Source organism: Kangiella marina (assembly GCF_039541235.1).
Taxonomy (GTDB): Bacteria; Pseudomonadota; Gammaproteobacteria; order Enterobacterales; family Kangiellaceae; genus Kangiella; species Kangiella marina.
Window position 1 is genome coordinate 1,254,747 of record NZ_BAABFV010000001.1, and the last position, 22,312, is coordinate 1,277,058.

The following is a 22,312-nucleotide window of genomic DNA, read 5'->3' on the forward strand; positions in this document are numbered from 1 at the left end:
ATCAAAACTCTGTACTTTAATTTCTTATGTTTTATATATTATCATCAAAGATAACATTCATGATATGGAGTTATCCATGAAGAAGATTGCAGTAGTTTTGTCAGGTTCAGGCGTTTTCGATGGCGCAGAAATCCATGAAAGTGTCTTAACATTATTAGCACTCGAACGGCATCAATTTGAGTATCAATGCTTTGCACCGAATAGTGAACAAATGCACGTGATCAATCACTTAACTGGCGATGTCGCAGAAGGCGAGTCACGCAATGTTTTAGTAGAATCAGCTCGAATAGCTCGCGGTAACATTAAGGATCTTGCCGAAGCTAAAGCTGATGATTTCGATGCAGCAATTTTACCCGGTGGTTTTGGCGCAGCGAAAAACTTATCCAATTTTGCTGTCAAAGGCAGCGACTGCACCGTGAACCCCGATCTTGTCACTTTCATCAAAGGTTTTGCTCAGGCTAAAAAGCCCGTGGGTTTTATGTGCATTTCGCCAGCTATGCTACCCCATATTTATGGCCAAGGAACCAAACTGACAATCGGCAATGATGCGGACACTGCCGATGCGATTGAAGCCATGGGCGGTGTTCACCAAGCGTGTCCTGTTGAAGATATTGTGGTCGACGAAGACAAAAACTTAGTCACGACGCCAGCCTATATGCTTGCCTCAAGCGTTTCTGAGGCCGCAAAAGGCATCGATAAATTAGTTGATAAGATCGCCCAAATGCTCACCTAAACTTGTTTCTCGACGAAACGTTTTAGCGCTTCAAAATCATTCAGTGCGGGAAAACACTGACGCTCCCGGCAACAATAAGCGGCCATGCCGTCGGTTGCTGGGAACTTACTTTCCAGGGAGACATCATTGACACCATGCTCCACCCCGAAAACCCAACACCCTGGTTTTAATCCGGTGGACAAATATTCTTGCCAGGAGGGTAGTTCGAAAGATTCACCGCGTATGACCCATAACTCTAACCCTTGACTCCAAACCTCAAGCAAGCGGATCACTGACGGGTATTGTAATGGCGCTTGCTTTGCTTCTACGCTTGCTTGCTTAAGACTCTTTTCTACAAAGGTCAACCACTCGGTATTGTTAGTCATCTCTGCCACCACCCAAAGCGCTTCTAGCGCCTGTGCCGAACTGCTTGGCATCGCATCATCACTCCAGCTTTTGTGGCGAGTAATAACCACTTCCTGCTCGCTGGCGGTAAAGTAAAATCCCCCCTGCTGCTGATCAGCAAACTGTTCCCACAATGATTGGCAAAGCAGCATCAACCACTGCCAATGCTGCTGATCAAACCGATCGCTTAAGCGTAACAACAAAGCTTTTGCTAAATAGCCATAGTCATCTAAAAATCCATCTTGATAAGCCTGACCATCTTTAAAGCAAGCCGTGAGTTTTGAATCTCGCCAGACTTTTTCATGCAAGAAGTTCAGACACTCATTCACTCGCTCCTCACTGACGGCTTTACTGCCCGCCTTCTTCGCCAACAGGAGTCCTTGTAAGGTCAGCGCATTCCAGCTGGTAATGACCTTGTCATCTCTAAAAGGCAGCTCTCTTTTATCGCGCACCATTTTCAATTGCTGCCGAGCGGACTCCATCAAAATCGGCGCCTGCTTCTGATGAATATCTAAAACGTCAGCAATCTCTCGCCATGGTTTTCGAGTCACCAAATGCCACTCGCCCTCAAAGTTTGCGGCTTCATCCAACCCATAATATGCCTTAGCAAATCGTTGTTCCTGTTCGTCTAAAAACTCCATTTCTTTTGCATCCCAACAGTAGTAAGCACCTTCTCGGCTTCGCCCCTCAGCATCTAAACTGTCAGCATCTAACGCCGAATAGTAACCTCCTTCTGGCGACAGCATTTGCTCTTGTAACCAACCAATAGTTAAATCTACCGACTGCATTAAATCGCCATCGGCAAAATAATGTCCGGCTTCTGATAACAGGCTAAGCAACTGGCCATTGTCATACAGCATTTTCTCAAAATGCGGAATCTCCCAGCGCTCATCGACACAGTAACGAAAGAAGCCTCCTGCTAAGTGATCGAATAGGCCATAACGACTAAAGCCGTCGAGGGATCGTCTCACCACCTGCTCTAACTGTTCCGCGGTTACAGCGATAAGCTCTTTTGATTGGGTTAAGTGTAGGGCCGCATGCCACACTGCTGGCTGTGGAAACTTTGGCGCACCTTCCATCCCACCATAACGACTGTCGTGTCGCTCGATAATACTCTCAGCTAACTCGCGAGCAAGCGAGTCCACCTCGCCTTTTTCCTCGGCGCCTCCGCTGGCAACGGTTTTCAACGCGTCTGATAAACGACCATTTTGTTCCGTAATTTCGTCTCTTCGCTGCTTAAACACGGTGCTGATATTGGTCAACAGCTCAGTAAATGCTGGCAGCCCATAACGCGGTTGTTTTGGAAAGTAGGTACCGCTGAAAAATGGTACTAGCGTTTTTGGATCTAACACAGCGGTCAGCGGCCAGCCACCCGCCTGACGATTTAATAACTGATGTGCCAATTGGTAAGTTTTATCGAGATCTGGACGCTCTTCACGGTCAAGTTTGATATTAATAAACAAATCATTCATTACCGCCGCAATTTCGTCATCCTCAAATGACTCATGAGCCATTACATGACACCAATGACAAGAAGAGTATCCAACGGATAGTAGGATTGGCTTATCCAGCTGTTTCGCCATCGCCAACACCTCATCACTCCACTGTTGCCAATGAACGGGATTATCTTTGTGTTGCTGTAAGTAGGGACTACTCGCTTCGCTCAAAGTATTGCGCATACTTTTCCTTATTACCTTGATAACTAAGATTTGCTTGTATTAGATCATAAAGCATGGCACTTTTACCCTAATCAATGCAACCGCAAAACGACACAACACTTATGACTTTTTCTTTCATGCCACCCCTCGATTGGTTCGCGCTTGGCTGGTTTTTAGTGTGCTGGATAGGGTACACCTATTTTGCTCGCATCAAGCAAAGAAACACCTCGACCATTGCCAATCAGCTAGAAGCCAACCGTGTCGAATGGCTCGAGCGGATGATTCAACGTGAAGTGCGTATGGCGGATGTGAGCGGGCTCGGAATCTTACAGCGTAATGTGACTTTTTTTGCATCAACCACGATTTTTATCATCGCCGGTCTTTTGACAGTACTCGGCTCTACCGATAAAGCGATCCCGCTGCTTGAAGCTTTGCCTTGGATTGAAATTGATTCCCGCGCCACTTGGGAACTGAAAATCTTAATATTAGTAGTGACCTTTGCCTATGCTTTCTTTAAATTCACATGGTCTATGCGTCAATATAACTTCGCCATTGTGCTTTTTGGCTCGGCGCCAGATGCTGAAGACCCAGCCGAAGATAGAGACATTTTCATTAAACACACCAACTGGTTACTCAGCCGCGCCTCGAATTCCTTTAATTACGGTTTAAGAGCTTACACCTTCGCTTTGGCGACCTTGGGTTGGTTCTTTAATCCGATTGTTTTTATGGTTGCAGCAACCATCGTTGTCGGTGTTTTATATCGTCGTGAGTTTCGCTCAGCGACCTTGGCCGCGCTGTATAACGCCAGTCACCACAGTAATGAAAAAATATTAAGTGGTGACTAGAGTCAGCCTTTAGAGCGATTTCAAGAAGTTAAGAACTTCACGGAATTTTTTAATGGTCATGGTGCTACGCGCATCTGTTGCATATTGACCTTTCACCACCACCGTTGGCGCATATTGGATCTTATAGTTTTTAGCCAAGGCTTCCGCTTGGCTAATGCGATTATAGAGCCGTCGATCTTCTAATAATTCTGCGACTTGTTCCTTGTCATATCCCAGCTCAAAGATTGCCTCAAACAATGCTTTTTGATCTGTCGGATCAAGTTCACCCTCATCAATTTGTTGCTTTATCTTAAGAAGTGCTTCTGCCTCACCGTCCAACATCTGGATAACATAGAAAACCTTAGCTGCCGGTCGCCAGTTTTGACGCGCAATTAGAGGCACCACTTCAAAGCCTTCCAAATCTTGACTTAACTCGGCCTCGATTTTTCGACAAGAATCACAACCGAGCCATGTGAAAAACAAGTTATCATCTGTTGCGACGGGTATGCCTTCAGGCTGAGCTATCTCCCAGTACTCTTTACCTTCTGTGAATTCCGCAGTAACGGTGTAGGACATCAATGCCAATCCTAAAGCTATCAGAAGTTTACGCATGTACTCACCTTTATCTTCAAACTCTCAAAAAAACTCTTTGCGCCAGTAACAAAAAAGGCGACTAATGAGTCGCCTTTTTACCTTGAATCTTGCGTTAGATGCAAGTCAATTAGTGTAAACCCAACATAAAGTGAGCTACCGCTTCAATCTGCTGATCTGACATACGAATAGCAATATCACGCATCACCGCATTAGCATCATTAGCACGCTCACCGTGTGAGAACGCTTTTAATTGCTTAATCACATACTCAGGGTGTTGACCAGAAACAACCGGGTAGCCCGCTAGGTTAAGGCCTTGACCGGTAGCACCGTGACAGGCGGTACAAGCCGGAACTTTACGCTCAGCGTCGCCTTGGAAATAGATTTTCTTGCCCAACTCCAAGAATTCTTTCTTCACTGCGCCCATTTGGACTTCTTGCGATGCAAAGTAAGCTGATAAATCGGCAATGTCTTGCTCGCTAAGGTTCTTAACCATCGGCGCCATTGAGGCGTCATAACGTCCTTGGCTTTGATCGATACTACCAGCTTGGAAGTCTTTGATTTGCTTCTCAAGATACTGCTCACTTTGACCTGCTAACTTAGGCCACATTGGATTACCACTGTTACCGTCTTTACCGTGGCAAGCGGCACAGCTAGAAGCCAATTCCGCACCCTTAGTAACATCACCCTCTAGGGCTGTCGTTGGTGTACTCCACGCTACAAAAACAAAAGCAAAAATAGCTAACTTTCTCATCAGGTTACCTACTAAAATATAAAAACTATCTGCGGCTTCATGGCCGCTGACAAAATAAAATCGAAAAGCTCGGTGAATTATAGGGAACTAACCGTTAAAATGCCAATATCCTAAGACAAAAAATCGATATTTATGCATTATCAAAAGGCCAAATACTTGCTTGGAGCGGCCAAAATTAGCCAACTTCCGGCTGATGAAGGGATCGAAGTCGCTTTTGCTGGGCGATCGAATGCAGGTAAATCCAGCGCCCTTAATGCGCTTACGCAACAGAAAAGCCTCGCCCGCACCAGTAAAACCCCTGGCCGCACTCAACTCATCAACGTTTTTACGCTTGAAGAGGATGCTCGTTTAATCGATTTACCCGGATACGGTTACGCCAAGGTCCCGGAAGCGACCAAGCTCTTGTGGCAGGAAGAACTCTCTCGCTACCTACAAGAACGCCAGTGTTTGCGTGGTCTCGTTCTGCTGATGGATATTCGTCACTTCCTCAAAGACACCGATCAACAAATTCTTAAATGGGCGTATGACGTCGGACTGCCCGTGCACTGCCTACTCAGCAAAGCCGACAAACTGAAACAAGGCGCCAAAGCAAAAGCCTTGCTGCAATGTAAAAAGCAACTTAATGAGCTGCACCCCGAGGCCAGCGTACAAGCCTTCTCATCCACCAAGAAAGATGGCTTAAGCCAACTTTTCGCAAAGCTTGATGCATGGTACGCTCGCCCTGAACAGTCTTTGCAAGATAAGGATTAACCATCATGCTAAAGTCACTACTTAAAACCACACTCTCAGTATTGCTTCTCTTCGTCAGTGCAGCGACTTTTGCCGCAGAAAATCAAGACAAAAAAGCTACCCAACCCGAGAAGACCAGTAGTTACCAACCGTTAATCGAACGCTATATCCTCGATGAATTAAAAGCGGTCCGTCAGGATCAGCAAACACTCAGAGCTGAAATGGAGGAAAAAGTTGCGCATGCGCGACTGGATGCTTCTGACAGAGCCATTCGATATACCTCCGATACGCTCAACAACATGTTCATCATTATCACCACGGCAGCATCAATTTTAGTCTTGATGGGCTGGCGCTCGATGCGCGATGTTCGCAGCAAACTTAACGAAGTAGTAGAAACTAAAATTAATGAACTAACCAGTGAGTACGAAGATCGTCTACACGAACTCGAAGGTAAACTGCGCAAACGTTCGCAAGAAATCATCGATGCTCAAGAAGATATCTCACGCTCCAATGAAGTCCACTCGATTTGGATGCGCGCCGGACTGGAAAGCAACCTGCATCAAAAGATTAAACTGTATGATGAAATCATGGCCATTAAGCCAGAAGACATCGAAGCCTTAATTTACAAAGCAGACGCCGCTTTTGAACTGGGTGATTACGAGTGGGCATTCAGCCTTTCCAACCAAGCGATTGAACAAGACGCAGATTATGGTCTAGCTTATTGGCAGCGTGCTTGTGCTAATGCGGCTAATGGTGCTACCCAAGAAGCCATCAACGATATCAAAATTGCCATAACCAAAGCACCTAAATTAGTCGACGAATTGGAACGAGAAGCGGCCTTCGAAGACTTACACAAACTCGAAGAATTCGAAGCTCTCAAACCCAAAGCGTAATAACTTTCCCAACAAAAAAGCCAGCAAACGCTGGCTTTTTTGTATTCTAGGAACAATCACTTTTTCTACTGCCCCCTTCTCTTTCGCTATACTCTAGTCTTACTTATAGAGAATCATAAATTTTAGGCATAAAAAAAGGGGTGGCCTGAGGGAACATAGGAACCACCCCAAATACGCAATTCAGCTTGGGGAAACCGAATTGCAAAGTCCCGCTGTAAGGAGGGAGTCGCGGGGAGCACTTCATTGTGCTCATTAAGATAGACCCACGTTTAGGGCGTTTGTTTCAAGAGTTTTGTAAGGTTGTGTAAAGAAAATTTCAAAGTGTGACATTAACCGACGATCGCAGCAAAAACCTGCGCTATATCACACGTTAAGTGATAAATGGCGCAAGTTTATGCCTTTGGATTTGCCGGTATTTAGTGTGCTTCATCCCAGTTATCGCCGACATCGACCTCGGCGATTAAAGGCACCGATAGTTCCGCCACGCCCTCCATCAACTCTGGAATCTTTTTCTTCGCTAAATCGAGGTATTGCTCTTCAACTTCAAAGACCAATTCATCATGAACTTGCATGATCATTGTAATTCCCGGCTGGTCTTTTAACCATTTATCGACCTCAATCATCGCTAACTTAATGATATCGGCGGCACTGCCCTGCATCGGCGCGTTGATCGCGGTTCGTTCCGCCGCTTTGCGACGCATGCCATTTTTCGAATGAATTTCTGGAAGATACAAGCGGCGACCATACAACGTTTCTACATACCCTTTATCAGCAGCTTTTTCCCGCGTGTTGTCCATATAAGCTTCTACGCCCGGGTACCTGGCAAAATAGGTGTTTATGTAATCTTGTGCCGTATTGCGATCGGCGTCAATCTGCTTGGCTAAGCCAAACGCTGACATGCCATAAATCAGTCCAAAATTAATTGCCTTTGCATCGCGACGCTGATTAGCACTCACATCGTCCAACGCCACATCGAAGACTTCAGCCGCCGTCGCAGCATGCACGTCCACCCCTTCTTCGAAGGCTTTTAATAAGCCTTTATCCTGCGACAAATGCGCCATAATGCGTAATTCGATTTGTGAGTAATCCGCAGCCAAGACTTTGCAGCCTTCTGAGGCAATAAAGGCTGTACGAATACTTCGCCCTTCTGGCGATTTGATCGGAATATTCTGCAAGTTTGGTTCGGTTGAAGATAAACGCCCGGTGGCGGCTATCGCTTGGTGATACGACGTATGCACGCGCTTGGTTTCTGGGTTGATCATCCTCGGCAGTTTATCGGTGTAAGTTGATTTCAGCTTACTTAAACCACGGTGTTCCAAAATCAGCTTGGGTAATGGGTAGTCTAAGGCAAGTTCCTGCAAGACTTCTTCAGCCGTAGAAGGTTGTCCTTTGGGTGTTTTTTTAATGATCGGCAACTCTAGCTCTTCAAATAAAATAGCTTGCAACTGCTTTGGCGAACTGAGGTTAAATTCTTTGCCCGCCAAATCAAAAGCCTCGGACTCCAATTCTTTTAGGCGCTGCTCAAATTGGCGACTTTTTTCCAACAACAATGTGCCATTAACTAAAACACCATTGCGCTCTACTTTCGATAAAATTCTTAAAAGCGGCATCTCAATATGCTGGAAAACTTGAGCCGGCCCTTCTTCTTTTTTTAAGTCGCCCCAGATTTTTTGGTGAAGCTTCATGGTGATATCAGCATCTTCGGCGGCATAAGGGGCTGCTTTCTCTAGCTCAATCTGATCAAACGTTAGCTGATTCTTGCCCTTACCGGCAATTTCCTCAAACTTTATCGTCGCATGGTTGAGGTATTTCAGTGACAATGAGTCCATGTCGTGGCGGCTTGCGACCGAGTTCAGACAGTAAGACTCAAGCATGGTGTCAAACTCAATACCACCTAGCGTGATGTCATAACGAGCCAAGACGCTCATATCGTATTTTAAATTCTGCCCAACTTTTTTGATGTCCTCGCTTTCCAACAAAGACTTCATTTGCTTTAAAACATCATCCCGATCCAGTTGCTTCGGCGCGCCCATGTAACTGTGTGCCACTGGTAAATAAGCCGCTTCACCATTATCCAGCGCAAACGACATGCCGACTAAATCCGCCTCCATGTAGTTCAAGCTTGTTGTCTCAGTATCAAAGGCGAATAATTCAGCCTGCTGCAACTTCTCTATCCACGCATCCAGCGCATCCTGACTTAAAATGGTCTCGTACTTGCTGCGATCGATGGCAGACTCTTCGGCTTCGTCCTCACCTTCAGCAACCTCTTCCCCACCTTCTTTTAAGACTTCCGTTAACCAGCGACGAAACTCCATCTTGCCGTATAAATCCTTTAATTCGGCTAACTCCGGCTCTTTTAAGGTTAACTCTTTAGGTTCAAACTCGAGTTCACAATCCAGCTTAATAGTTGCCAACTCATAAGACAGTGGCAACTGCTCTAAAGCTTCCCGCAGATACTCGCCAATCTTACCGCCCACTTTATCAGCGTTTTCCATCACACCCTGCAGCGAACCATACTCATTCAGCCACTTTACCGCCGTCTTTGGGCCGCATTTATTAACGCCTGGAATGTTGTCGACCTTATCCCCAACCAACGCCAAATAATCAATGATCTGGTCCGGCTTAACGCCAAACTTCTCGATCACACGATCATAGTCCGTGATCGGGTTGTTCTTATCCATGGTGTTAATCAAGGTGACGTTGTCGCTGACCAGCTGCGCCATATCCTTATCGCCCGTTGAAATCACCGTTTCACGCCCTTCGGCGCAGGCTTGTTTGGCCAAAGTTCCAATGACATCATCAGCTTCGACGCCATCGACCACCAACAGGGGCAAGCCCATGGCTTTGACAATCTGATGAATAGGTTCGATTTGTTGACGCAGGTCTTCCGGCATTGGCGGTCGGTTCGCTTTGTAATCTGCGTATAAATCATTACGGAAGGTTTTGCCTTTAGCATCAAACACCACCGCCATGTGACTTGGCTGATATTCATTAATCAGGCTTTTCAGCATGTTAATCACGCCAAATACTGCGCCCGTCATCATGCCCTCAGAGTTCGTCATGCGCTGTAATTGGGGCACATGATACGCACGAAATAGATAAGAAGAGCCATCGACTAAGATGAAAGGACTGTGTTTTTCTGACATGACATTTAAGGGTTTCTGGAATTGGTTTAAGTGTAACGCAACTTCTTCAACGTTCCTACTCTATGTGTTGATTGTTATCAAACCGCTTATCTTTCCCGATGACTGCACGCATAAAAAAAGCCCAGCAACAGCCGGGCTTTTCCTATTTCTACATTACTTAATGATCACATCAATAATCAAACATTGTGTGTGCTTTTCGGTTAGGAAGTCCTAGAGTCTTCTACGACCTAAACTAAAGAGCACCAATAGTAATAGTGCCATTAGCCCCAAACTACCCCCCCCACTATTATCTACAGCATCTAGAAAGTCTGGTGTACCGTCTCCATCTGAGTCTGGGCAAGGGGAACCATTAGGACACTCCTTTTTGTCACTAATTCCATCGTTATCAGAGTCTGGGTCAACATCATTAGAAAGACCATCTCCATCTGCATCATAGCTACCTTCTTCAGAATCTATAATGCCGTCATTGTCATCATCAGTATCCGCAGCATCTCCAATACCATCACCATCTGTATCGGTTGCTTCTGTAGGGTCTAATGGGAAAAGATCAACTTCATCCTTAATACCATCGCCATCATCATCGTCATCCACACCATTGTCACAAAGACCATCAGAATCTGTGTCTGTTGGAACAGAAGTAGGGTCTAGTGGATCGCTTCCGCAAGTATTTTCGTCAATATCTGAATATGTATCATCGTCATCATCTAAATTAACAATCAAATCAATTGCGACGTTAATACTGTCTATTTCATTGTTCATATCTGCTACTTGCTGTCGTAAAGCTGCTAATGTCTCGACTTCTGCAGATACCACAGAGTAATTATTAATCTTTTCTAAATTAATCAGATCAGAGTCATTAATAGCTTCTGCAAGATTTACTACCCGACGCAATAGTGCTGCTTTACCAACGGTCACCGTTTCAACTTCAATTCCACTTCCGCTACCCAAAGATACAGCCCCATTTAATTGAGCGCTCGCATCTGAAACGCCTAAAAACAATGCACTCTCTACTTGATAGTCTACCGACTGCTGACAAGTCCAAGTACAAACATAAGGAAAAGGAGTGCTAAAGTCGCAGTTGCTAGCTGAGTCTATGAGTTGTGCTGTAATATAGGGGTCACCGACTTCAAGAGTTCCTATAGGGTCTGGTGGGGAATTGCTGGTACCAGGAATTGAGCAATCATACTCTGGCACTGGACCGTCAATAGCTTGAACGACCCTATCGAAGTCTTTCTCAACAGACTTGATTTGAACGTTAAAGTAAGACGGTCCACCATTGGCACTAGAGTTTGCTTCAATATTCCAACTTTGGCCAAATGTATTGCCAAAAGCAGTATTCACAAACCTAACTCTCAAGTTATTTTCTTTTAATTTAAGGGCATCTCCATTAAAATTTTCGCCATTGTTACAATCCTGCCCTACGCACATATTCGCTGTTGCGTTAGCACAATCATATTCCTGAGAGGGCTCTCCGGTAACAGGGTCATTAACCACGGGGCCTTTAGGTGTAACATTTATCGCAGTGTCACCTGCAGGTATAGTCCCTAAATCACTAACATCAAAATAACCTGAATTTCCAGGTGTTGGAGACATGTTTATTGGTAGTAACACTCCTGCTGTGCAGTCATATGCAGGTGCAGTACCATCGCTGAGTCCCGTTAAAATCAAGTCGTCATTATAAATGACATCTGCATATGTAGTTTGGACAAAACTCCACACCAGTACTATCAATAGTAGTTTTTTCATAGTTTGCTTCACTTATAGTTAAATTGAATTCAATTGCTTATTGCAAAGCATTTAAACGGGTGATCACCTCATCTAACCGTTGATTCAATAAAACCATTTCAGCTTGCAAATCTGAAATTTCTGCGTTTACCGCCGCGACATCTGTAGCTGCAGTCGCCGCCGCATTAGCCTCAAAGGAATTAAACTGGCTTAGAGTTACTGCATCTGTGTTATTTACCGCATCAGCAACATAGGCGATCCTACGCTCGCTTCCAGAGCTACCAACAGAAACAGCACCAGTAACAATCTCTGAGCCTGCACCTAAAGCAACCCCACCATTGAGCCCACTTTCAATTTGCATGACTCTCACACTGCTGGTTTCATCCTGAATGTAAAACACACTGTTCACATTCATTCCAGCACTTATACCCATTAACCAGTCTTGGGTAGGAAAAGATGCTGAGGTGCTTGTATCTTGAAATCGAATTTGTGGCGTATCCGATTTTATTTTTAAAGTATCAAAATCAAAAAACTCATCGTTTATACACGGAGTTCCAACACATGCGGAGCCATTAATGATGACATCATCAAGTATTACTTCATCTGCCGTCGCAAAAGTAGAAACTGACAGAAAACAAGCTGCCAGTGAAAGTTTAATCCTAAAATCCATGTTATTTCCCCTTTAAACAATTGATGTTCATACAGGTATCACGTTGATACCTCTGTATTGTTTTACTTTTAATACCTGTCAATTTGATAAACCAGACACCACAGAAACCAGAACTGGTTCACATAATTACTTATATAACGATTCGCCTCATAAATCCACAAATCTCACGCTCAAGCATAAAAAAGCCCAGCTAGTGCTGGGCTTTTTTAGGTATTCTTGCCCCCTCACTTCATCAAGATATGAGGCACTCCACGCTGAGTAATAGTCAGTTGCCCGTTCTCTACATCAAACTCAATCACGATATCTGCAAGTTTAAAGGCAAATTTCTTTTTACTAATTGGGGTTAGAGGAAAAGCCGATTGACCCGTTGCTTGCGCATACAAGCTTTCTCCTTTGAGCATGACCTCAATATCCAAGGGGAAATCATCACTTTGATACAACCCAACATACTGCTGTAAGGTCTCCACTGGCACTACAAGTGTCTCTACACTCTGCCCGCCCTCATCATCGACTTTGATGAAAATATCAGCGCGACCGCCTTGCTTGATCTCAAACTGTGCATTCTCACGATCAAACCGGATTTCGATCCCAGCTTTGGCGAACTCAAATGTATTTTCATCTAATGCCGTCAATGGGAAGCCGCCCTGACCCGTTGCTTGCCCATAAAGCGTATTGCCGACCACACTGATGGTAATATCCAGAGGGTGCGTTTCACTTTTATAATCCCCGGCGAGTGGAAGCATCACCGATTGTTTCAATTCTACTGCTTGGCCAAACTCAGGTACCACGACATCCTGACCAAAATAGGCATCTAACATGGTTTCGTATAACTGGCGAATGTCATAGTTCATGCCGTTAGTCAGTACAACCACGGTAATATCTTTTTCAGGGTAATAGGCTAGGTGCGAAATAAATGACTCAATACCACCATTATGCCAATACCCTTGCAGTTTCTTGTCGCCTAACTGGTAAGTCGTGCTGAAAATACCACTACCGAATCCATTACTAAGCGCAATCATTTGCTCTAGACTTGCCTGCTGAATAAGTTTTCCTTGAAACAAACCTCGAATAAAGGTCTTTAAATCCTCGGCAGTTGAAACTAGTGCCCCCGCTGAATAGGCTACGGACATGTCCCACTGCGGCGTTTCTTCCCATTGCTCGCCACTCCACCCGTATGAGAAAACTTCGTCGTTCTCCGAATTAATGGCTTGCCCCAGTAAAGTATTCTCCATCCCTAACGGCTGATAAACTCGCTCTTTCAACAGTTTTTCAAAGGGCTTGCCTGTCACTTTCTCAGCGATGTAACCTAGCAGCAAGTAGTTACTATTGCTGTATGCTGCTTTCTCGCCAGGCTCAAAATTCGGTTCAAAGCTTTCAATCTTTTTGATCAAAAATTCCTTTTCTTGCGGCGAGCGGTGATAGCTCAAAAACGCTGGTTCATCGGTGTAATTGTAAAGGCCCGAGTGGTGATTAAGCATCTGCTTGATGGTGATCTTATCCGCATTCGCAATGTTGGGAAAATAAGTCTCCAAAGTCGTTTCCAATGACAAATCACCAGCTTCCACAAGCTGATAGATCAGCGCTGCGGTGAAGGTCTTAGTAATTGAACCGATTTTGTACTTAAGCTCCTTCTCCACCAGCTGGGTTGTTTCGCCCTGCGGTACCAAGGTTGACTGATACACTTGTTTATCCCCTTTATAGAGGGCTACCGTCGCTATCAAACGGTTACCCTCAGCTAACGCCATAAAGTAGGGATCAAGTTTGCTAGCCACTTCTTCGCTTGAAGCAGCCTTTACGGGAGACTCGTCAGCCGCCACTGAATATGCACTAAAGTAGCTGGTAAAACCCAGGACAAATAGCGCGACAGTTTGCGTTAGTCGCTTAGGTAGATTCATGGTTAAACGTCTCATTGAAGATTCCTTTTTCTAAAATTTTCTAAACTGCTCTTGAGTCAGTTTCGGCTTGCGCTTTTAGTTGACTGTTTAGCAAGATACCTTGATTTAACGAAGAAGGCATAAAATTATTCCAAAAATATTCATCTCTGGTCGTATCTTCTCTAACACATTGGATCTTTAGCATAATTTCCAGTATCTTTGCTTTTCTGTGTTTGATTATTTTTTCCACAAGGGCAGACTTTCTGTGGATAACTTTGTGAAAAAGTTTTGTTAAAGATTATAAATACAGTAAAAATTATACAATCATTGCTTTGGGGAGTAATGAGAGACTTATTAAACCTTATTTATCAATAAGTTATAAAGCCAAGTAAATGCGCTACATTAAGTCACAGCGAGTTCACACTATAACTTCGCTGTGGATAACTTATGGATGATCACTTAAGCACCATCAAAAAGAGATATAAATGCTTAAACCTGTGACACTGAAACTTACCGCTTTTTTGGATGCCATCACTGAGTGGATCGGTCGGACTATTTCATGGCTGACACTGTTTATGGTGTTAACCGTTGTGCTCGTTCTGATGCTGAGAAACTGGTTTGATCTGAGTGCAATTGCCCTTCAAGAGTCGGTGACTTACATGCATGCTTCGGTATTTATGCTTGGGGCTGCTTTCGCTTTAAAACATAATGATCACGTTCGAGTGGATGTGTTTTATCAAAACTTTTCCGCTCGTAAGAAAGCTTTCGTCAATATAGCCGGCTTTCTCTTTTTATTGTTACCGGTCTGTTTGTTCATTTTTATCTACTGCAAGGATTACGTGCTATTCAGCTGGGCCTTGAGCGAAGGCTCAAACCAGCCGGGCGGCATACCTTTGATGTACCTCCTAAAGACTTTGTTGCTCGCTATGCCCATCCTATTGATCATCCAAGGGTTCGCTGACAGCCTCAAGTGCGTCAGCTTCTTATTCGGATGGAGCGATAGCCCAGACTTCATTGAGTCAGCCAATGATGGGGAGCACAGCCATGTTTGAGTTAATGCCACTGTTACTCTTCTTAGCCGTTTGTGCTGTTCTTTTGTGGGGGTATCCAGTTGCCTTTTCTCTCGCAGGCACTTCCTTAATATTTGTTGCTATCGGTGCCATGACGGGAATGTTAGAGCCTGTTCAACTCAACTTTATGGCTGGGCGTTTGTTTAAGATTATGGATCGCAGCACTCTGATTGCGGTACCACTCTTTATTTTCATGGGCTTAATGCTAGAGCGCACCAAGATTGCCGAAGATTTACTGGAGTCAATGGCGACACTTTTCGGCAAACTCCGAGGCGGCATGGGTTTCGCGGTCACTATCGTCGGCATGCTACTGGCTGCCAGCACCGGTATTGTTGGTGCAACGGTGGTCACTATGGGCTTATTATCCTTACCAGCAATGCTCAAGCGTGGTTACAAGCCTGAACTCGCCACCGGTGTTATTTGCGCCTCAGGAACCCTCGGTCAAATTATTCCACCGTCCATCGTGTTGGTCTTGCTCGGCGATGTTCTAGCTAACGCCATGACCGAAGCGAAAAGCCAAGGTTTGCAAACCGAGCAGGTCGCGTCGATTGGCGATCTCTTTATGGGCGCTGTGATTCCGGGCATGCTACTGGTCGTCGGCTATATGATCTATATCGCTTTTGTCGCTTGGCGCCGCCCAACTCACGCGCCAGCTATGGAGATCGATGAATCAGAACTTAAACAGGCCATGTTGCGCGCCTTGAAAAGCCTATCCTTACCGCTGATCTTAATTGTCGCCGTTTTGGGTTCAATTCTTTATGGCATCGCCACGCCTACAGAAGCCGCGGCCATTGGTGCTTTCGGCGCGATTCTTCTCGCTTTGATGCGTAATCAACTGACTCTAAAACGCTTGCGAGACGTGATGCAGTCTACCGTCAAGACTACCAGCATGGTGTTCCTGATTTTGATTGGTGCCTCCATTTTCTCTTTGGTATTTCGTATGTATGGTGGCGATGAGATGATACGCCACTTCTTTACCGAGTTGCCCGGTGGCTTATTTACCGCACTATTGATTGTGATGATCGTGATGTTCTTGCTCGGATTCATTCTCGACTTTATCGAAATCACTTTTGTCGTGGTGCCGATCATTGGGCCGGTTTTACTCATGATGGGTGCCGATCCGATTTGGCTCGGTGTCTTAATCGCCATCAACCTGCAAACCTCTTTCTTAACGCCACCTTTTGGTTTTGCCTTATTTTATCTTCGAGGCGTGGCGCCAAAGCAAATACGAACCGCACAGATATACAGGGGGGTGATTCCTTTCATCGGGATTCAAGCGATTGTGTTAGGCATGATAGCTTTTTGGCCACAGCTTTCGACGTGGCTTCCGGCTTACGTCAACTGATGCAGGACTCAACCTCATGACGACAAATCCAATCGGAGTATTTGATTCAGGTGTTGGCGGCCTCTCGGTTTACCAAGCAATCCGTAAACACCTGCCCAATGAGAATATCGTTTACTTTGCAGACTCGGCCTACGCCCCATACGGGAAATTGCCCAAAGAGAACTTGCATAAACGCTGCCAATATATTGCCGAGTTCTTTTTGAAACACAATGCCAAAGCAATGGTTATTGCCTGCAATACCGCAACGGCACTCATGGCTGACTGGTTACGCGCTGAATACGAGCTGCCCATTATTGCCATCGAGCCTGCCATAAAACCTGCTGCCGCACTGACCCGAAGTGGGCACATCGGGGTTTTTGCGACTGAAAACACCCTTAACAGCACACGCTACCAACGGCTCGTTGCCCAATACGCACGTGATGTCTCAATACACCAAGTGGCATGTCATGGTTTTGTTGAACAAGTTGAAGCCGGGGAGCTCGACACCCCCAAGACTCTAGCGCTAATTGAGTCGTACTTACGCCCTCTGCTCAACTATAAAGTTGATACTCTGGTCCTTGGCTGTACGCACTACCCCTTCCTGGGAAAGAGCATCAAAAAACTCGCGAACTCGGCCCCTTTGAAGCTTCTAGACACCGCCGATGCCGTATCATTACAACTGACTCGTGTACTCGCTACTCATGACTTATTCAATAATGAAGCCCACGAGAACGATCAGTTTTTCACTAGCGCGGACGCCAAAACTGCCCAGGCAGTATTTTCTAAGTTATTGGGAACCAACACAAAAGTTCTAAAAGCTTAACGGCTGTTGGTCCAGCCTCGGAAAACATATCAGATATTTTCAAGATATGTGATATTGTTCACAGTCTACAACAATCAACACTTCTTTAATTAACAGCGCTTACAGCTATCGATAAAATACGCAGGTTGAAACCAGCATGATAGAGGGAAATCTTGCGCCAAGAATATACATGGATCAGTCGCTGCTTAGTCAAACAATCCGACATCAACGGCATTACCCATCGCTACACCATCCAAATTGCCTGTAACGCTAACGATGACGTTGATCTTCATCGTCGACTCCGTGATCTTGCCGCTAACCAGGATTTTGTCATTGAAGCGATTGAATACAGTCGGTTGATCCAAGATCATTTAGACAAGCTGGATTATTATGATCATGAAAGCATCCAGCTCGCTTCCCAGTCAGCGCAACACGGTTATGCGCTGGGCCAGCTTACTGCCACAAATGACACCTCAAGCGGTATCAATCATGATCACCCCTCGTTGCTCAACATCGACGAATACCCGGTTACGCATAAGAAAGACCCGACCAAACCCTCATGGCAACAGCCGTGGATCGATCCCGCTGTAAAAAAAGTTATCTTTGATCACTCCCTCAATGCTCAACTGAAAACGTATCTCCTAATCGACGCCACCAGCCGCAATGCCATCACTTCGACGTTTGATCTTGGTGAATATGATGATCTTCCAATCCAGTCGCTATATTCGGGAGCCTTAGCTCAAGAGCTAAAACAGCAAGCGCCTTACCTGCTTGATGTCACCCTTAACGCTCAACAACTTAGCAACAATGAAGACGTTCCTAGATTTCATCGCGATTTTTTTAGCAAACATTGGGGGCAACATACCGGGATATTTTTTCATAGCTCCGAGCCCATGGATAAGCTGGCGCGACATCTCAAAAAATTCATCAAAATTCGAAATAACGAAGGTCAATGGTTCTACTTTCGTTTCTTCGATCCAAGAACCATGAATCATTATTTACAATCCATTCAGCGCTGGCCACAACGTATCGCTAAATGGTACGGCGCACAACAGGGTACAGAGCTGATCAAAGCCATTCTTTGCGAAGATCAATCAGGTAGCTTACTCAAGCGTTACCAACTTATCCCTGATCATACGCTCAACCACGGCGGACAAATCGAGCTAACGGAAACTGAGTTTCAGTTTTTTCAAGATTACCGCTGGCAACACAACAAACAATTAATCGAGACAGAATTAAAAAACGATTTTCCACTAGAAACTCAACAAATGAGTCATCAACAATTCAGCCTCTGGTGTGACGAAGGAAAGCATAAGGGTTACACCACACCCCGAGCACTGTATGACTATTGCTACTCAGCATTGATGGCTCAAACTCACAACTTTGATCTCTCTGAAATCGAGCACTACTTATCAGAACAAACTACAAGCCACCTAGAGAAATCCAAACTACTGTACCAGAGCACAAAAGACGCCGTGGAGCGTTATACATCAGGAAGCACCCGTTAAGGAACAACTATGCCACGCGAAAACTTATCATCAACACAATCAACCAACGACCCAGTCGCCCCATGCGATCAGAATATCATTCCAATTTTTCCAGTGAGGTTTGCTTTTAAACCCGAAGTTTTAATGGAAGTTGCTAATGAATTTCGTAAAACAGGTGCTGAAGATGATATGCACAATGAAAATGACTATTGTCTTCGACGTATTAGACAAGGTTTCGTCTATATTTACGTTCCTAACACGGTTGACGACCTGGAGTCTTGCTCGGATTGCTCCAAAGGACATTGGCTCGTATTTCGTTATCACACCAGCTCTGAAGATCAAAACTCGTGTGAAATCCGTAATGACACTGAAACTCAAGGAAGCGGTCAATACACCTTCCAAATGTACAAATGGACAGATGGACACGCTGCAGGAAAGTGGGAACTCGATAGCTCAAGAATCTACCCCTATGCTTTTGTTCCAGAAGCCACAACACAAATTGAAATTGGCTATAGCGAGTTTCGCTGGCCATCATACTTCTTTGAAGAAGCCGTACGAAACCCTTCCTTCCGAGAAAATATTTTGACACCTGTAGATCTTAGCGCAGAACAAACCAAGTTTTCCGCACCAATGCGCGATCTTGATCAACATGTTGAAGAATTTAAACCAACGCTTATCGATAAAATATCAGACTATCTAATATCACAAACTGGTATTGCCCCTGAAGATAAAAAAACTGTCGCTTTTTGTGAACATAGCCAAACAAAAGGGCGTATCGTCTCACTTCATGATCCAATGGGACGCATTCTTGACATTAACTCTTTAGCAAAAGTCATTAGTAATACACAGATGAAGTTTGCTTCTGATTATCAATACCCATTAACTATCGCTCAACTCATCGCTAATGTTAAAGATTCCATTGACGAAAGTTGGAACAGTATCAAAGGATGGTTTAGCGATCACCCGATTGATTCTGACACATGGAATAACTTTGTTGACGCTAATGAAAGAATGACCACCATGCAAGAAAACTTGGTCAAACTTCATCGAAATACTCTTTCCCATGATTTAAGTTATTCAATAAAACACCAAAAGACCCAGGCCTTAGAAAACGGTTTTGGTATTAGTGATAAGAGTGACACCGAAATTATCACCTACGTTACCAAGTTAATGGCCCAGGTATCCCTTAATTTGAATAGTTCCAAAGAAGGTTCAAACTATATTCTTGAAACTGTCAATGGAGAAGCCAATCCTGATATAGCAAATATTTACAATTTATTGCTAAGCAAGTGGCACACTATGGCAGCCACAATCCATAAAGGGATTGATACTGGGATGAACGCATCCCTGAGAGCATTAGAGGCGTTTGACTACCTCTTAGAAACAACAGGTACCGAGCTTTCCCGCTCAATGATACAGTTTAATAACACTGTTATCAGGGACGCCACTCTCTCTACTTTTAAGTTTACCGACTTAAATCATAAACCTGTTTCATTAGAAAATGTCACAGAAATATTTAGCGGCCAAACGCCTAGCCTCAATCCAAACTCTGGTACTGTTCAAACGAATCAAATTGAAGTTTTCGCGGATGGACAAAGAATCACTACAGCCAACGCCTCCGCCCAAGAGGTGCATGTACTCCACCTTCAAACCGATGCTGAGATCACCCCTGCTGCAGGATTCCAGAATAAAGCTCTTATACAAGAAAAGTTTCGATTAGCTGGCGCTGGTATAGCTTTCTTTCTAAACTCTGCCACGATTGCCGATTTACACCATCAAAAAAACAATCCATCCAAAGCGAAGACAAATTTTGGCCGGATTGCAGATAACTTCTGGGCTAATATTACTATTGCATACACTTCAGCGGTGACAGATACATACCAAGCAGGAAGAGCCATCTCGCAAGGGGGTTATGCCCAATCTTCAGCAAGAGCCTTAGGTCAGAAACTTTTTCAATCATTATCAAACAATGCCTTGTTCAAAGCTCAATCGACAGTAATCCCAAGATTCTCCCAAAAAGCTATTGCAGTAGCAGACTTTAGCTCCAAATGGCTAGGGCGTCTAGCAGGTGCTGCCGGTGTATTCTTGAGTCTGCTCCAAACAGCAGAAGGTATTAAAACTAGGAACTACTCTAAAGCTTGGGGTAATAGTCTGATCGCGCTAGGTTCGGCTCTCTTCTTATACACTGGATTAACAGGTTACGGAGCCATAGCTGGGGTCGCCCTTATTCTATCCGGTATTGCAATTGAGTATTTCGGCGGATTAAACGACATTGAAGACTGGGCGAAACACAGCTTTTGGGGGTCTTCTGATGAATACTGGGGAGAAGAACGAGTTAAACGAATATCAGACCAAATATTCGAGTCCCGCTCATTCCAGTCAAAAAACGATCCAAAATCTCAAGTTATTCAGGAAGCCTATAAAAAAGAGCTAGAACAGTATCAAAATCTTTTTGATAAATTTATGGTTTTAAAGCCTGAAAGTTCTCAACCGACTACTTTCCAACTCCACTTACCAAATCTTGATCCGACAAAAGGAACCTCTGTATTAGAAGTCGATATAGAAATTGAATACTGGCTCGACTCCTCATACATCTTCGACGACAATATCACCCTCAGCAGGTTTAACTATGAACTTAATTACCAAGAAAAAAAAGCAATAATAGATTTTAGCAAGTTCCTTCCCGAAGGCCCTGGTTACATCAAAGAAATCATTATCAATGCCGAATACCAACAACAAGGACAGTCATCCATGGAAATTGATGATCATCCTCTGTATGAATACAAAGAACCAACAAAAATCATCAGAGACAAATATGATATACAACGCGACGTGCCAAGCAAAATTGTACACATGCCTCAGTGGAGAATATAATGTCAAATAAAGTTAATGACTTGAAGCGCTGCCTTATACCCCGCGCAAGATCGGTCGATATTAAATCTTTTAAAATATTATTTTTTCGATCGAATCATATTTTAATGGGGTTAGTGGTACTAGCTGCACTTTCATACAGCTATTTCTCGGATCCTGAATTTAAAGAATATATCAAAGAAACAATTAACTATGAAGATTCTATAAAGTCTACTTATCAATTTTACAAAGAGGCCATTGACGCAAGAGGAGGTACATACCAAGAATTTTATACCGAACAATTTCCTAATTACTATGATGAATTTATAGCTATTTTTTTGTTGTTTTTTATACTTATTATACCTTGGCTCCTCTACCTTTTCTGGCCACAGCGATGCCCTGTCAGAGTTGATAAAGAGCGTAACCTTATTTACACATGGAGTTGGGGCAAACTATATGCGTCTCGTTTTGATAACCTTAATCCTAAGAAACAAGAAACTGCCCACTTTCTCGAAGTCAGAGGTGGCTGGGGACCATTAGTTATTTCACTCTACCCCGCTGGCTCAAGTAAAGCGAAGCGTGTATCTATCGGTTCCTACATTCCTAAGTTTAATTATCAGAATCATCAACTCTTGGGCTTTATCAAAAACTATCTCAATGGCTTTACTGCTATTCCCAGTGATTTTAAACCCGAACGAGGTCTCCTTGAAAAAACATTGGTTAAAGACAGAGGATTTCCTGAAGAGGAAAAGCTCAACAAAGCCATTAATGAATGGTTAGAAAAAGAATCGAGTTAAC

The 22,312-nt window shown here is 44.2% G+C and carries 17 protein-coding genes; 10 read left to right on the forward strand and 7 right to left on the reverse strand.

What is annotated here, in order from left to right; all coding sequences use genetic code 11:
- The first annotated feature begins 76 nt into the window (after positions 1-76).
- Positions 77-733, forward strand: coding sequence for an isoprenoid biosynthesis glyoxalase ElbB (elbB, locus tag ABD943_RS05630; protein WP_345292201.1), 657 nt, complete (start codon positions 77-79; stop codon positions 731-733).
- Here the strand turns inward: elbB and ABD943_RS05635 are convergent.
- Entirely contained in the window at positions 730-2,796 is a 2,067-nt protein-coding gene (locus tag ABD943_RS05635) for a thioredoxin domain-containing protein (protein ID WP_345292202.1), read from the reverse strand. The genes elbB and ABD943_RS05635 overlap by 4 nt on opposite strands.
- 116 nt (positions 2,797-2,912) lie before the next feature.
- Between ABD943_RS05635 and ABD943_RS05640 the strand changes: the two genes are divergently transcribed.
- Positions 2,913-3,620 (forward strand): DUF599 domain-containing protein, encoded by a 708-nt coding sequence (locus ABD943_RS05640; RefSeq protein WP_345292203.1) that lies wholly within the window; start codon positions 2,913-2,915, stop codon positions 3,618-3,620.
- 9 nt (positions 3,621-3,629) lie between these two features.
- Here the strand turns inward: ABD943_RS05640 and ABD943_RS05645 are convergent, their stop codons facing one another.
- Both ABD943_RS05645 and ABD943_RS05650 read right to left on the reverse strand, forming a co-directional pair.
- A complete protein-coding gene (locus tag ABD943_RS05645) occupies positions 3,630-4,211 on the reverse strand; it encodes a DsbA family protein (protein WP_345292204.1) in 582 nt (193 codons plus the stop codon).
- Positions 4,212-4,320: 109 nt separating this feature from the next.
- Positions 4,321-4,944 (reverse strand): c-type cytochrome, encoded by a 624-nt coding sequence (locus ABD943_RS05650; protein ID WP_345292205.1) that lies wholly within the window; start codon positions 4,942-4,944, stop codon positions 4,321-4,323.
- Between the two features lie 132 nt (positions 4,945-5,076).
- Between ABD943_RS05650 and yihA the strand changes: the two genes are divergently transcribed.
- Both yihA and ABD943_RS05660 read left to right on the forward strand, forming a co-directional pair.
- Entirely contained in the window at positions 5,077-5,694 is a 618-nt protein-coding gene (gene yihA, locus ABD943_RS05655; protein ID WP_345292206.1) for a ribosome biogenesis GTP-binding protein YihA/YsxC, read from the forward strand.
- A 5-nt stretch (positions 5,695-5,699) separates the two neighbouring features.
- Positions 5,700-6,566 (forward strand): tetratricopeptide repeat protein, encoded by an 867-nt coding sequence (locus ABD943_RS05660; RefSeq protein WP_345292207.1) that lies wholly within the window; start codon positions 5,700-5,702, stop codon positions 6,564-6,566.
- A gap of 416 nt (positions 6,567-6,982) precedes the next feature.
- Here the strand turns inward: ABD943_RS05660 and polA are convergent, their stop codons facing one another.
- The 4 genes from polA to ABD943_RS05680 form a co-directional block, all read right to left on the reverse strand.
- Complete coding sequence (gene polA, locus ABD943_RS05665) at positions 6,983-9,712, reverse strand: DNA polymerase I (protein ID WP_345292208.1); 2,730 nt, start codon at positions 9,710-9,712, stop codon at positions 6,983-6,985.
- A 210-nt stretch (positions 9,713-9,922) separates the two neighbouring features.
- Complete coding sequence (locus ABD943_RS05670) at positions 9,923-11,053, reverse strand: hypothetical protein (protein WP_345292209.1); 1,131 nt, start codon at positions 11,051-11,053, stop codon at positions 9,923-9,925.
- A 442-nt stretch (positions 11,054-11,495) separates the two neighbouring features.
- Positions 11,496-12,107 carry a hypothetical protein gene (locus tag ABD943_RS05675; protein ID WP_345292210.1) on the reverse strand — a complete coding sequence of 204 codons (612 nt, stop codon included), beginning with the start codon at positions 12,105-12,107 and terminating at the stop codon, positions 11,496-11,498.
- Positions 12,108-12,331: 224 nt separating this feature from the next.
- Positions 12,332-14,017, reverse strand: coding sequence for a serine hydrolase domain-containing protein (locus tag ABD943_RS05680; RefSeq protein ID WP_345292211.1), 1,686 nt, complete (start codon positions 14,015-14,017; stop codon positions 12,332-12,334).
- A 449-nt stretch (positions 14,018-14,466) separates the two neighbouring features.
- On the opposite strand from ABD943_RS05680, the gene ABD943_RS05685 reads away from it, so the two are divergent.
- From ABD943_RS05685 to ABD943_RS05710, 6 genes are all read left to right on the forward strand, one after another.
- On the forward strand, positions 14,467-15,033 hold the full coding sequence (locus ABD943_RS05685) for a TRAP transporter small permease subunit (protein ID WP_345292212.1): 567 nt from the start codon (positions 14,467-14,469) through the stop codon (positions 15,031-15,033).
- Positions 15,026-16,396, forward strand: coding sequence for a TRAP transporter large permease (locus tag ABD943_RS05690; RefSeq protein ID WP_345292213.1), 1,371 nt, complete (start codon positions 15,026-15,028; stop codon positions 16,394-16,396). The genes ABD943_RS05685 and ABD943_RS05690 overlap by 8 nt, the downstream gene beginning before the upstream one ends.
- A 16-nt stretch (positions 16,397-16,412) precedes the next feature.
- Positions 16,413-17,198 (forward strand): glutamate racemase, encoded by a 786-nt coding sequence (gene murI, locus ABD943_RS05695; RefSeq protein WP_345292214.1) that lies wholly within the window; start codon positions 16,413-16,415, stop codon positions 17,196-17,198.
- A gap of 152 nt (positions 17,199-17,350) precedes the next feature.
- Positions 17,351-18,685 (forward strand): DUF4123 domain-containing protein, encoded by a 1,335-nt coding sequence (locus tag ABD943_RS05700; RefSeq protein WP_345292215.1) that lies wholly within the window; start codon positions 17,351-17,353, stop codon positions 18,683-18,685.
- 9 nt (positions 18,686-18,694) lie between these two features.
- Positions 18,695-21,538, forward strand: coding sequence for a toxin VasX (locus tag ABD943_RS05705; protein ID WP_345292216.1), 2,844 nt, complete (start codon positions 18,695-18,697; stop codon positions 21,536-21,538).
- On the forward strand, positions 21,538-22,311 hold the full coding sequence (locus ABD943_RS05710) for a hypothetical protein (RefSeq protein WP_345292217.1): 774 nt from the start codon (positions 21,538-21,540) through the stop codon (positions 22,309-22,311). Before ABD943_RS05705 ends, ABD943_RS05710 begins: the two co-directional genes overlap by 1 nt.
- Position 22,312 lies beyond the last annotated feature (1 nt).

What these genes read in the sequence shown, in the direction of transcription:
- elbB (WP_345292201.1), top strand. Translation starts at nt 77, where the DNA reads ATGAAGAAGATTGCAGTAGTTTTGTCAGGTTCAGGCGTTTTCGATGGC.
- ABD943_RS05635 (WP_345292202.1), bottom strand. Translation starts at nt 2,796, where the DNA reads ATGCGCAATACTTTGAGCGAAGCGAGTAGTCCCTACTTACAGCAACAC.
- ABD943_RS05640 (WP_345292203.1), top strand. Translation starts at nt 2,913, where the DNA reads ATGCCACCCCTCGATTGGTTCGCGCTTGGCTGGTTTTTAGTGTGCTGG.
- ABD943_RS05645 (WP_345292204.1), bottom strand. Translation starts at nt 4,211, where the DNA reads ATGCGTAAACTTCTGATAGCTTTAGGATTGGCATTGATGTCCTACACC.
- ABD943_RS05650 (WP_345292205.1), bottom strand. Translation starts at nt 4,944, where the DNA reads ATGAGAAAGTTAGCTATTTTTGCTTTTGTTTTTGTAGCGTGGAGTACA.
- yihA (WP_345292206.1), top strand. Translation starts at nt 5,077, where the DNA reads ATGCATTATCAAAAGGCCAAATACTTGCTTGGAGCGGCCAAAATTAGC.
- ABD943_RS05660 (WP_345292207.1), top strand. Translation starts at nt 5,700, where the DNA reads ATGCTAAAGTCACTACTTAAAACCACACTCTCAGTATTGCTTCTCTTC.
- polA (WP_345292208.1), bottom strand. Translation starts at nt 9,712, where the DNA reads ATGTCAGAAAAACACAGTCCTTTCATCTTAGTCGATGGCTCTTCTTAT.
- ABD943_RS05675 (WP_345292210.1), bottom strand. Translation starts at nt 12,107, where the DNA reads ATGGATTTTAGGATTAAACTTTCACTGGCAGCTTGTTTTCTGTCAGTT.
- ABD943_RS05680 (WP_345292211.1), bottom strand. Translation starts at nt 14,017, where the DNA reads ATGAGACGTTTAACCATGAATCTACCTAAGCGACTAACGCAAACTGTC.
- ABD943_RS05685 (WP_345292212.1), top strand. Translation starts at nt 14,467, where the DNA reads ATGCTTAAACCTGTGACACTGAAACTTACCGCTTTTTTGGATGCCATC.
- ABD943_RS05690 (WP_345292213.1), top strand. Translation starts at nt 15,026, where the DNA reads ATGTTTGAGTTAATGCCACTGTTACTCTTCTTAGCCGTTTGTGCTGTT.
- murI (WP_345292214.1), top strand. Translation starts at nt 16,413, where the DNA reads ATGACGACAAATCCAATCGGAGTATTTGATTCAGGTGTTGGCGGCCTC.
- ABD943_RS05705 (WP_345292216.1), top strand. Translation starts at nt 18,695, where the DNA reads ATGCCACGCGAAAACTTATCATCAACACAATCAACCAACGACCCAGTC.
- ABD943_RS05710 (WP_345292217.1), top strand. Translation starts at nt 21,538, where the DNA reads ATGTCAAATAAAGTTAATGACTTGAAGCGCTGCCTTATACCCCGCGCA.